Genomic DNA, 12218 nt, shown 5'->3' on the forward strand with positions numbered 1-12218 from the left:
GAAGCTAAGCCAATTATGAAGGAGGAATTATTGATGCTTACGCAAGAGGCCCCCAGATCTAATCGATTTTTTATTTTCGCCGCATCACTTTTTGTAACCGCTTTATTTATCGTCTTTTGGCCGAAGATGGCTTCCGCGTACACGCTCACGGACGGCAATTTCAACGTTCAAACCGGTACGAACGGGGAGATCACCTCATTGAAATTGGTAGGAGATTCGTTCCCGACGAACTATGTGATGAATGGGACGAATGCTCCGAACCAAAATACGGCCGATCATCAATGGCTCGGTGAATTGATGTTCAAATACAAGCTGGGAAGCGGGGCTTGGACGAATGCATGGACAAGCAAATCCGCGGATGGCAGAACCCAGAGTCAGAGCGGAAACACGGTAACGGTAACGTACCAGAATGCTTCTAACGCAGAGGGGATCAAAAACTTCAAGGTCGTGGAGACTTACTCGCTCGTGAACGATTACTTGTTGTGGTCGATTAATCTCACGAATACGAGCACTCAAACGATCGAGTTCGGAGACGTCGGACTTCCGCTTCCGTTCAACGAATTTTGGTCAGGCGGCAACAATGAGGAGATCTATGAGACGCGGGTTCTTACTCATTCCTATGTGGGGAATAACAGCTCTTATATTACGGTCGCAAGGCCAAGCGGAATTGGTTCCTCGTTGCTGATGATTCCCGATCCGACGACGGGAGCCGGCTTCGAATATCAGGATCGCTGGCGGATCGAGGAGCATCCCGGCAGCAAGTGGGCGATGGATCAGGGAGGCTGGTCCGAGGGACTGAACGTGTTCTACATCCATTCGAACGTAATTAAGAGCACGAACCGGGGCTACCTCCCCAATACGAGCCTGACGTTAGCTCCTAACCAAAGCAAGACGTACGCTTTTAAATTTTTCAAGGTAGCGAATGAGAATGCCGTTAAAGACAAGCTTTACACCGAAGGGCTGATCGATGTCACTGCGGTTCCCGGAATGATCTTCTCTACGAACATGAAGGCGAAGATCGATCTCAGAACCTCTAAGGCGATCACTTCCGTCACCGCGCAATATCCGACCGAAACGACGATAACGTTCCTTAACTCCGCGGCCGGAGGACACAACATATACGAGCTGACGTTAAGCCATCTTGGTCAGAATAACATTACGGTCAACTATGGTAGCGGTGAGAAAACCGTCCTGCAATTTTACGCGATCGAGCCGATCGACACGGCCTTGCAGCGGCATTCGACCTTCATGGTGAACAGTACGCAATGGAACGCGCCCGGACAGGTGAAAAATAAAGTGTTCGACGATTGGATGATGGACACGAAAGCCAAAAGAAACGTATTCAACGGTTACTGGGGCTGGGGAGACGATTGGGGATATACCCACGGGCAATTCCTAGCGGAGAAGAATGTCCAGACGCCAGTCGCATCGGAGATATCGGCGGTCGATCAGTATTTGGAAACGGCGATTTGGAATACGCTCATGGCCACGAACCATACGGATTACCTCATCTACGATTTTCTGATGCCTGCTCCGAACACGACGCCGACCTACCGAGGATACGCTTATCCTCACATTTATAACACGTATTTCAGCATGTACAAGATCGCCAAGTTGTACCCGGACATGGTGACTTACCTTAATCCGAAGAATACCTACTTGCTACGGGCATATAACATCTTCAAAACGTTGTACGACGGTCCTGTCGCTTATAACTGGAATACAGGGCTAATGGGCGAGCTGACCACTCCGGAGATAATTAAGGCTCTGCAAGACGAAGGTTATACGGCACAAGCCAACGATATGATCGCGAAGATGGCGACGAAGTATAACAATTTCAAGAATACGACTTATCCGTACGGATCCGAGTACAACTATGACAATACGGGAGAGGAAGCTGTGTATACTCTCGCGAAGATGAACAACAACACGACGATGAAAAGCAAAATAAATGCCAAAACCCGTGCAGCACGCGGACAGATGCCGATCTGGTATTACTATGCGGATCCGGTGACGATCACGGGCGAGAACTGGTGGAACTTTCAATACACCGTTTCCTTGGCCGGTTATGCGATGGATGATTGGATTCGCAATCACTCTACGACGCCGGAAATCGAGCAGCGGTTATCCTATGCGGCGAAGATTGCCAACGTAGGTGCAATCAATTCCGGGCAGATCAGCTCCGACCCGGCGAATATCGGCGCGGTCGCTTGGACTTATCAAGCGGAGAAAGGCAATTATGGCGCTTTGGGCGTCGGAGGCGGAGCATTGCAGAACGGTTGGAGAGGCATGTCTGGAGAAGCGGATCTCGGTTTATTCGGAGCGATTAAGATTCTAAGCTCCGATGTCGCGATCGACCCGATCTTCGGACTATACTGCTACGGCTGCGAAGTTACTTCTAGCGGCGGCAACTATTCCGTCATTCCGAAAGACGGCGTATATCAACGCTTGAACTTGATCACGGAGAAGTTCGGCATGGAGCTCGAGCGCGACAAGTATACGGCGGCTACGGTTGCGATCGCCAAGAACAGCGTGAACTTCACCTTAAAAAATTCAACGCCGGGTTCTGCGCATACGACGAAGGTAACGTTCTCGGGGCTTGCGCCGGGCTCGTACAACATTCTGGTGAATAACACGGCTGCAGGTAGCTTTAACGCGACGAGCGGCAATAAAGCGACGATCAGTTTAAGTATTGGAACGGCAGCGACATACGACGTGAAGCTTCAGCAGGGAACTCCTCCCGCGAATACGGCTCCCGTCGTGAATGCAGGCTCCAATGCGACATTTACGTTGCCGGCAAGCGTTGCGTTGATAGGAACCGCGACCGACGACGGCTTGCCGAGCGGGACTTTGACGACAACCTGGAGCTTGCAAAGCGGACCTGGAACGGCAACAATCGCGAACGCTAGCGCTTTGAGTACGAGTGCTACGGTATCCGCAGCGGGCACTTATGTATTCAAGCTGACGGCAACCGACGGTGCATTGTCTTCTTCGGCTACGGTCACTCATACGGTAAACCCGGCATTGCCTGTTCCGGAGATCATCGCGAATTATTTGTTCAACGAGACGAGCGGAACAACCGCCAGCGATTCCTCAGGCAACGGCAATCATGCCGTATTGACCGGCGGGACTTCATGGGCCGCCGGACATGCGGGGAATGCCTTAAGTTTGAACGGTTCTAACGCTTATGCCAGCTTGCCGACGGGGATCGTCAGCAATTTGAACGATTTCACGATCGCGACATGGGTGAAAGTGAATAGTCTAAGCGATTGGGCACGCATATTCGATTTTGGCACAAGCACAAGTAAGTACATGTTCCTCACGCCGCGTGCGGGGGGTGCAGGCCTCCGGTTCGCGATAACGACGGGAGGCAACGGAGCGGAGCAAGTACTGAATGCGCCCGTTTTGCCAACCGGAGTGTGGAAACACGTCGCGGTCACTCTCTCCGGTACTACCGGAAGATTGTACGTCGACGGCGCGCAAGTAGCCAGCAATACGAGCATGACGCTGAAGCCTTCTAGTTTAGGAAGCACCAATCTCAACTATATCGGAAAGTCCCAATACAGCGATCCGTACTTGAACGGTTTAATAGACGATTTCCGAATCTATAGCAGGGCGTTAAGCGCTGCGGAAGTCGGCACTTTGTTTAGCGGAAGTACGACTAGCCGGACTTCGTCCGACATTTCTTCCCTAGGCATTGCCTCGACATCGTCCGACATTGCTCCCCTAGGCACAGCCTCGACTTCATTCGTCTCAAACGGGGAAAGCTTGACTGGACTGAACGACGGTTATACGCCTACAAGTTCTAACGATCGCTTGCATTCCGTATACGGGAATCGGGACAATCCAAATACGACACAATGGGTGCAGTATGATTTCGCACAAGATCACACGGTATCCAGCATTGAAGTATATTGGTTCGATGACGATCAAGGAATCGGTCTTCCGGATTCGTATTCGATCCAATACTGGAACGGAACGGATTGGGTTAACGTCGATTCGCCGACAGGGCTTGGACTGCTCGCTAATCAGTACAATACGACTACATTTACGCCGGTATTGACGAACAAGATTCGTTTGAATGTAACCGCCAAGGCGGCCACTTCGACAGGAATCGAATCTTGGAAAGTAAACGGAGTTTAAGAGGTTAAGCCTAATCATTAGCTAAATTCGTTTTCAAGCCACCCCTTCGGCTATTTATGCCGTTGGGGTGGCTTTCTCATGGGGCTTGCTGACTGTTCGAATGGAAGAATACATCCGAGGGAGACGTTGTCGAATCCTGTGTAACCCTTTACAATGGAAATACCGACATTAAGATATTGCTATACGAGGAGTTGAGAGTCATGGTTGATAATCATAGAGAATGGATTCGGTTATGGCAGGATGGTGCACCAGGGGCACTTGGGAGCGGGGAAGAGGATATTCCCGCTATTAAGGCTTTTTTAGCGGGCGAAACAGGGAGAGGGGCCGTCATCGTCGTTCCCGGCGGCGGTTATGGGATGCGTGCCGATCATGAAGGAGATCCGATTGCCTTATGGTTGAATAGCATAGGGATTCATGCTTTCGTATTGCGATACCGAGTAGCGCCTTATCAATATCCTTGCGCATTGAAAGATGTGCAACGGGCTGTTCGTCATGTCAGGCACCACTCAACCGAATGGGGAATCAACGCCAACAAGATCGGCGTGCTCGGTTTTTCCGCGGGAGGACATTTGACGGCATCGATCGGTACGATGTACGATTCCGGCAATCCGTCCGCCGCAGATCCGATCGAGCGGCAATCCTGCCGACCGGACGCCATCGTTCCGTGTTATCCGGTCATTACGATGAAGGAACCCTATACGCATGGAGGTTCGGCTTTGAATCTATTAGGAGCTAATCCCGACCCTGCTTTGATAGAGTCGCTTAGCTGCGAGAGCCAAGTGACGCCGGACACGCCTCCGACGTTCCTATGGCACACGGCGGACGATGGAGCCGTTCCCGTCGAGAACGCGCTATTCTTTGCTTCCGCTCTTAGCAAGAACAAAGTTCCATTCGAATTGCATATTTACGAGAAAGGGAGACATGGCCTTGGCTTAGCCGATGATGACTCTCATGTTGCTTCCTGGAGTAAGCTATGCGGAACTTGGCTACAACGGCAGCAATTCTAAGATAGGATAGGAGCTTTCCTATGCTTTTTGTTTGGATAGCCTTATGGGCGGTCGCGCTTATATTGTGGCTGGCCGATCCTCGTTCCCCCGTGAATCGCTGGCTGAGCGCGGTTGCGGTATTCGGGGGGGCGGGGGCGCTCGCCGAAACGTTGGATAACGTGTTTATTCCTTACATCCATGCCAATCATCCTCACCAGAAGGTAGAGGATGCGTTGTACTTCCTTCAGGCAGGATCGTCTTTAGGTACGTATTACGGACTTCCCTATTCGTATTTACTGTTCGCTAGGGCTTATCACCCTAATAATCTATCCAGGAACGTACAACGGGCGCTTGATCTTATTTTGCTCTTACCGATAGTGCTTTGCGTTATTTTCACGCCGCCTTACAACACTTACGAACCGGTCTCTCATTCGATCATCGTATGGTGGGCCGTTCCTTATTTTCTTATCGGAACGTATATCGTCTTATCCAAGAAATCCAGACCGATATCGCTGGCCCATTCCCATTGGATGATCTGCTTAGCCGTGTTGCCGCCGGTACTCTTCGCCATGATTATGAGTTATGTTCTACCGAGCTTCGGCATCTTGAAAATGTGGAGATTCAATACTTGGATCGTCGCGATTGCGATAGCGGTTTTCTTGATCGGCTTGTTCACTTACGGATTTATGGGATTGAGGATATTCATAGATCGGCGCAGGCTCGATTCGACCCTAAGGGCGGTCACTTCCGGTACGGCCATTCTCCATCATGCGATCAAGAACGACGTGGGGAAAATGCGTTTGTTTACCGAGAAAATGAAAGCCTATGCCGAGACGACTAACCAGCCGGAGCTACTGGAAGACATTCGTGTCGTTCAGAACGCTTCCCACCACATTCAGGACATGATCTCGCGGGTACACCGTCGCACGGAAGATCTGGAGATTCAGCCTAGAGAAGTGGAATTAATTGCACTCATACGGGAGACGATTAAACCGCACGAGCCGTCTTTAGGAAACATCAAGCTTAGCTTAACGGTAGCTGACAACTGGAGATGCATGGTAGATCCGGCTCAAGTCGGGGAAGCTCTTAACAATTTGATCTCCAACGCCATCGATGCCATGAACGGGGTAGGACACTTGTTCATCGCCGTGCGTGAAGGGAAAAAAGAGTTGACCGTAGAAGTTCGCGATACCGGCCCTGGAATGGATAAGGCGCAAGCGGCTAAAGTTCTTGAGCCCTTCTACACGACCAAGTCGAATAAAGAAGCTAACTTCGGACTCGGCTTGCCCTATGCTTATTATGTGATGCGCAAGCACGGCGGATCGTTGCTTATCCGCAGCAGGCCCGGCGTCGGCACTCGCATATACTTGATTTTTCCGAAGAAGAGCGTAGGAGCGGTAAAGCTATTAATGCCGGATAGCGCGGTTGCCGAAAGGGGAGTTAATCTTGAGTAACGTCAAAGTATGGATCGTCGAGGATGACAAAGATTGGCTTCGCGGCTTGCGCGCCTATTTGGGTACGCACAAGGACATCGAGGTTACGTATACGGCGGACAATCCGAATGACGTGAGGCAAACTTTATCCGGGGAATCGATAACGGATGCGGCCGATGTCGTGTTAATGGATATTATGCTGGACGGTGTGCCGGTCGGAATAACTTTAGCGGAAGAAGTGACGATGGCAACCGGCGCGCGGGTGATCATGCTCACGTCGATGGAGGAGAAGGAGCTGATTTTCCGTTCTTTCCAAGCTGGGGCGATTGACTATCAAATCAAATCGGAGTACGAATCGTTACCGGCAGCCATCTTGGCCGCAGCGCGGCGCGAAGCGCCGATCAGTTCGCTAGCCGCGGAACAGATGCGCGAGGAGTTTCGCCGGTTAAAGCGGATGGAGCGGGAATTCGAGGTTAAGAAAATGCAGGACTTGATCACCCCTTCCGAGCTAGAGCTGCTTAAGCTCATAGATAAAGGCTACACACAAACTGAAATCGCGAACCGACTCGTCGTCTCCATCCGCACCGTCAAAAACCACATCAACCACATCCTCAAGAAACTAGGCTCCAAAGGCTCTAAAGAAGCGGCGGAAGAAGCGAAAGATAAAGGCTTGTTCTAGACTGCCGTATAAACGAGTAACCTCATTGCCGCATACCCGTGATTCCCCACTCTGAGCGATTTAAAGCGGCAGAGCCGCTCTAAATCCGCGAAAGCCACCGCATTGTGTGATTTAAAGCGGCACAGCCGCGTTAAATAGTCGTAAGCCTCCATTTTGTGTGATTTAAAGCGGCAGAGCCGCTCTAAATCCGCGAAAGCCACCGCATTGTGTGATTTAAAGCGGCACAGCCGCGTTAAATAGTCGTAAGCCTCCATTTTGTGTGATTTAAAGCGGCAGAGCCGCTCTAAATCCGCGAAAGCTACCGCATTGTTTGATTTAAAGCGGTGGAGCCGCGTTAAAAGGTCGAAAGTCTCTGCTTTGTGCGATTTAAAGCGGCCGAGTCGCTCTAAATCCGCGAAAGCCACCGCATTGTGTGATTTAAAGCGGTGGAGCCGCGAATAAAGGCCGAAAGTCTCTGCTTTGTGCGATTTAAAGCGGCCGAGTCGCTCTAAATCCGCGAAAGCCACCGCATTGTGTGATTTAAAGCGGTGGAGCCACGTTAAAAGGTCGAAAACCACAAAGTTATGTGATTTAAAGCGGCCAATCCGCTCTAAAGCCGCTCTAAAGCCGCTCTAAAGCCACGAAATGCCCCGCCACTCCTCTACTCATTCATTCATCGATTTCAAATCCGGTTGATCTTGCTTAAACAAGGGTACCATATAAAGTTGGTACTTTTTTATTTGCGCCGATTTTCTAAAATGAAGGTGCGAGCAGGTAATCTCACAAGCGGAAAAGAGGAACGGAATTGACATTCGAACCCTTCTCATTAGCTCATGGACTTGGGCTGGCAATGGCATCGGCGATCGTGATCGGATTCATCATCTTCCGCAAGCGCTTGCGGTCGAAGAGGGCTAATCGCAACGCCAGATACGCGTTGGTCGCCGTGCTCGTCGGCTGCGAGTTATCGCTGCAATTCTGGTACGGGCTAACCGACAACTGGGGATTGTACTCTCTCCCGTTTCAGTTATGCAGCATCATGATGTGGTTATCTGCGCTATTGCTGCTTACCCGGAATCGCAAATTATATGAAATTACGTTTTTTCTCGGGATCATGGGAGCGATGCAGGCGTTGCTGACCCCTAATCTGGATGCGACTTATCCGGAATTCCGTTATTTTCACTTCTTCATCGCTCATGGGGCGATCATCGGTTCAAGCGTTTTTCTAACCGTTATTGAAGGCTATCGTCCAACCGTCTCATCCGTATTTCGGGCTATCGGTTGGCTGCATGTTCTGGCCATTCCTGCCGCGATCACGAATAGTGTGGCGGGCACTAATTTTATGTTCCTCGCCCGCAAACCGGATACGGCTTCGTTGCTAGACTTGCTTGCTCCGTGGCCGTGGTATTTACTCCAACTAGAACTCGTTGCGCTCCTTTTATGCTTTTCTTTGCTCGGCTTAGTGAAAGTTCTTGATCGCTGGTTGCTAGTCGATGGTAATAGCAATTCCGGTTCCGATTGTCCCCAACCCAGATCAAATTCGTAGGAGGCTGATCGCAAAATGCAATCCACCATTCGTAAACATTGGACATCGCTTCTAGGCGTAATGTTTATTTTGGCGGCATTTATCACGTTTTTCAAATATTCCATAGAGCAAGGCTGGGTAACGGATTGCATGAAAATCGGCTTAGGCTTGCTTAGCGGCTCGGGTATTAGCGTTGCGGACCTGTGACGAATATCACATTGTTTAAATCCTCAATATGATACAGTCAAAACATCAAATCCATCTCAACCAAGAGACAATGCCGAGGGGGAGTGAATGTGGAGACAGAAGCGCTACAGAAAGTCGAACAGTTGGCTTTAAAGAAAGTAAAAGTATATAAGCATAGCCGAATGCGTTACCTCGCGCGCTCCATGTTAGCTAGCATGTTCATCGGTTTTGGGGTTATCGTCGCTTTCAAGACAGGGAGTTTCTTCTATTCGGAGCATTCTCCGCTTACTTATCCGATGGCGGCCCTTACGTTCGGTGCGGCAATTATCCTAATCTCTTACGGCGGCGGAGACTTGTTTACCGGAGATACTTTTTATTACACCTATGCTGCGTTACGCAAAAAAATAAGAGCCGGGACAGCAGCGAATCTATGGGTATGGAGTTATGCGGGGAATGTATTGGGAGCCGCGGTATTTGCCTTTCTGATCTATACGACCGGTCTCTTCGACGATTCGTCCGTAAACGGATTTCTGCTCAGCGTAGTAGAGAAGAAGATGCACACGCCGACGATGGAACTGTTTTTCCGGGGCATTCTGTGTAACTGGCTCGTCTGTCTGGCCTTCTTCATTCCGATGTCCATGAAGAGCGACGGAGCCAAGATGTTCGCTATGATGCTGTTCGTGTTCTGCTTCTTCATATCCGGATATGAGCATAGCATCGCCAACATGTGCACGTTCGCGATCGCACTCGTGCTTAACCATCCTGGAACGATATCTTTTGCGGGGGTCATGCACAATTTGATTCCGGTTACGCTAGGTAACTTGATTGGCGGCGGACTGCTAATGGGTTATATGTATTATTATGTGAATAAGCCTTTTATGGAAGATTAGATGCTGGGAGAGTGTAGATAATGGCTAACAAAACGAGAATTGTCATCATCGGAGCAGGTGCGGTAGGTTCGACTACAGCCTATACGTTGTTACTGCGTAACCGGGTAGATGAGCTGGTGCTCATTGACGCGAACCATAAGAAAGCCGTTGGCGACGCGTTGGATATGAACCACGGCATGCCGTTCCTAGGCGGAGCTAAGCTGTGGGCAGGTACATACGAGGATTGCAAGGAAGCGGATATTATCGTCATCACGGCGGGGGCAGCGCAAAGAGAGGGAGAGACGCGCGTCGATCTTCTGAAGCGAAACGTGGCGATTTTCGATAGCATCATTACCGAGGTTCTGAAGTATAACTCGCATGGCATCTTGTTGATCGCGTCGAATCCGGTCGATATTATGAGTTATTTTTCTTGGAGAAAATCGCAATGGCCGGTTAATCGGATCATCGGTTCGGGAACATTGCTGGATAGCGCCCGTTTCCGTTATTTGATCGGAGATAAGTTGGCTATCGATCCGCGCAGCGTGCATGCCCATATCGTTGGAGAGCATGGCGATTCGGAGTTGCCGATCTGGAGCCTTGCCAACGTGGCGGGATCCCAGTTGCAATTAGACGAAGAAGACAAGGAAGAAATCTTCACGAACACTCGCGACGCGGCCTATCAGATCATTAGCGCCAAAGGAGCGACCTATTACGCGATCGCCCTGGCGTTAGACCGGATTTGCACGGCGATCCTTCGGGACGAAGGGGCGGTTCTGAACGTATCGACCTTACTTCAGGACTATCATGGGATATCGGATGTCTTCTTGGGAGTTCCGTGCGTCGTCGACAGGCATGGAGTGAGGGAAGTGCTGCCTATCCAGTTGACGGATGAGGAGCGGAGTCTCCTTCATCGTTCCGCCGATAAGCTCAAGGGCTTGATCGAATCGATTTCATAGAAATATAACTAGTCGCCGCCTGAGAGAGGGAAATCCCTTTTTCGGGCGGTTTTTGATATTTTCTGGCTAACCGGACTTTTCGGGCTGGTCTGTTTTATTGGCGTCTAGCGCACAGCTCGTTACTCTTGGCTTTCATTCCGAAAGCAATAACTTAAAGTTTCTATAAAGGGTGAAGGAATTTAGGTAAAAATGTAGAAAATTGTTAAAAGATTAAATTGAGAGTTCATTGTCGAAGGAGCGAAGGGGATGTCTCGATTCCGTATTGATCTAAGTAACGTCAGGGTGGAGCAAGACAAACTGAACCAGACTATCAGCACGTTTACGAACATGCAGCAGCAAGTATCGTCGATGGAGTATCGTGTGGAAGGCGCCGTCAGAGCCCGCCGAAACGTGGGCTCGCGGTTGAATCGATCAAGCCAGCAGCTACGAGAGCTTGATCGCATGGTCAGAGAACTCAACCAATTTATGGTCAATACGGTTGGACGTTACGAACAAGCGGAAGCTCGACTCGTTCGGAATGCTTCAGAGATGAATAACGGCCAATACATCTTTGCGCTTACGAAATACGCCGGAGGTTCGCCAGGCGGGGTTAGCAATGGAGGCAACTCCAAAGAGCAGATAAAAGCCAAATCGGTAAATGAAGTCACTACATCTGCCTACAAAGCCGATACAGGAGTTGGAGAAACGAAAAAGAAAGTCCAAATCCCTCCGCCCCCGGAGAAATATACGAATAATCAAAAAGTTCAATATTACTTGAGCAAAATGGGATTCAATATCGGTACCGTCGATGGCAAAATGGGTGTTAAATCGTCCTCTGCACTCATTATTTTCCAATACAGTCAAGGATTAAGCATTACTGGTAAAGCGGATGCTGCTACGCTTAAGCTTTTGCAAAAGCTAGCGGAGGAAGGGTTAACTTATGATTCCATAATGAAATCGGATGTATTAAAGAATTGGAAACCAGAACAACCGGGTATAGAACCAAGAAAAGACAATAAAGGTAACGGAAAACTTGATGTAAGTAAATTAGCTAGAGTACCAGCAACCAAAGATAGAGATGCCTACCTACAAAATGAAGCAGCGGTAGCATGGGCATTAATGGTAAATGAAGCTTCAAAAGATAAAACTATTGATATTAATAGGTTTAAGGCAAGTGGGACTTCTGAGGGCTATCGAACGTTAGAAGTACAAAAAGAATATTTCAAAAAATACGGTGAAGATTCCAAACGTGCTGCAACGCCTGGAACTAGTAATCATGGATGGGGTTTAGCGATTGATTTGGATCTTAATGATCCTCAGAAAGGAAAAGCTCAAACAAATGAATTAAAATGGCTTGAAGCAAATGCTGAGAAATTTGGATTCAATCCATATCTTGATAAAGAAAAACCTAAATTTAAAGATGGATCCAATAATTACTATGAAACCTGGCACTGGAACTATAAACCTAAGAAAAACTAAAGCAGGT

General features: G+C 49.4%; 9 protein-coding genes. All 9 read left to right on the forward strand.

Annotated features, from left to right (window positions below; translation table 11 throughout):
- The first annotated feature begins 33 nt into the window (after positions 1 to 33).
- Positions 34 to 4143 carry a DUF5695 domain-containing protein gene (locus L3D05_RS00485; RefSeq protein WP_239613620.1) on the forward strand — a complete coding sequence of 1370 codons (4110 nt, stop codon included), beginning with the start codon at positions 34 to 36 and terminating at the stop codon, positions 4141 to 4143.
- Between the two features lie 200 nt (positions 4144 to 4343).
- A complete protein-coding gene (locus tag L3D05_RS00490) occupies positions 4344 to 5150 on the forward strand; it encodes an alpha/beta hydrolase (protein ID WP_239613622.1) in 807 nt (268 codons plus the stop codon).
- 20 nt (positions 5151 to 5170) lie between these two features.
- Positions 5171 to 6583 carry a sensor histidine kinase gene (locus L3D05_RS00495; RefSeq protein ID WP_239613624.1) on the forward strand — a complete coding sequence of 471 codons (1413 nt, stop codon included), beginning with the start codon at positions 5171 to 5173 and terminating at the stop codon, positions 6581 to 6583.
- Positions 6576 to 7241, forward strand: coding sequence for a response regulator transcription factor (locus L3D05_RS00500; RefSeq protein ID WP_239613626.1), 666 nt, complete (start codon positions 6576 to 6578; stop codon positions 7239 to 7241). The genes L3D05_RS00495 and L3D05_RS00500 overlap by 8 nt, the downstream gene beginning before the upstream one ends.
- 784 nt (positions 7242 to 8025) lie before the next feature.
- Positions 8026 to 8763, forward strand: a complete 738-nt coding sequence (locus L3D05_RS00505; protein ID WP_239613628.1) for a YwaF family protein — start codon at positions 8026 to 8028, stop codon at positions 8761 to 8763.
- A gap of 15 nt (positions 8764 to 8778) precedes the next feature.
- Positions 8779 to 8949 (forward strand): hypothetical protein, encoded by a 171-nt coding sequence (locus L3D05_RS00510; RefSeq protein ID WP_239613629.1) that lies wholly within the window; start codon positions 8779 to 8781, stop codon positions 8947 to 8949.
- Positions 8950 to 9038: 89 nt separating this feature from the next.
- Positions 9039 to 9818, forward strand: a complete 780-nt coding sequence (locus L3D05_RS00515; RefSeq protein WP_239613631.1) for a formate/nitrite transporter family protein — start codon at positions 9039 to 9041, stop codon at positions 9816 to 9818.
- A gap of 20 nt (positions 9819 to 9838) precedes the next feature.
- Positions 9839 to 10753 (forward strand): L-lactate dehydrogenase, encoded by a 915-nt coding sequence (locus tag L3D05_RS00520; protein WP_239613632.1) that lies wholly within the window; start codon positions 9839 to 9841, stop codon positions 10751 to 10753.
- A gap of 246 nt (positions 10754 to 10999) precedes the next feature.
- Positions 11000 to 12211 (forward strand): D-alanyl-D-alanine carboxypeptidase family protein, encoded by a 1212-nt coding sequence (locus tag L3D05_RS00525; protein WP_239613634.1) that lies wholly within the window; start codon positions 11000 to 11002, stop codon positions 12209 to 12211.
- Positions 12212 to 12218 lie beyond the last annotated feature (7 nt).

The sequence above is a fragment of the Cohnella mopanensis genome (genome assembly GCF_022352055.1).
GTDB lineage: Bacteria > Bacillota > Bacilli > Paenibacillales > Paenibacillaceae > Cohnella > Cohnella mopanensis.

Coding starts and splice junctions, on each gene's coding strand:
- L3D05_RS00485 (WP_239613620.1), top strand. CDS start 34: ATGCTTACGCAAGAGGCCCCCAGATCTAATCGATTTTTTATTTTCGCC.
- L3D05_RS00510 (WP_239613629.1), top strand. CDS start 8,779: ATGCAATCCACCATTCGTAAACATTGGACATCGCTTCTAGGCGTAATG.
- L3D05_RS00525 (WP_239613634.1), top strand. CDS start 11,000: ATGTCTCGATTCCGTATTGATCTAAGTAACGTCAGGGTGGAGCAAGAC.
- L3D05_RS00495 (WP_239613624.1), top strand. CDS start 5,171: ATGCTTTTTGTTTGGATAGCCTTATGGGCGGTCGCGCTTATATTGTGG.
- L3D05_RS00490 (WP_239613622.1), top strand. CDS start 4,344: ATGGTTGATAATCATAGAGAATGGATTCGGTTATGGCAGGATGGTGCA.
- L3D05_RS00520 (WP_239613632.1), top strand. CDS start 9,839: ATGGCTAACAAAACGAGAATTGTCATCATCGGAGCAGGTGCGGTAGGT.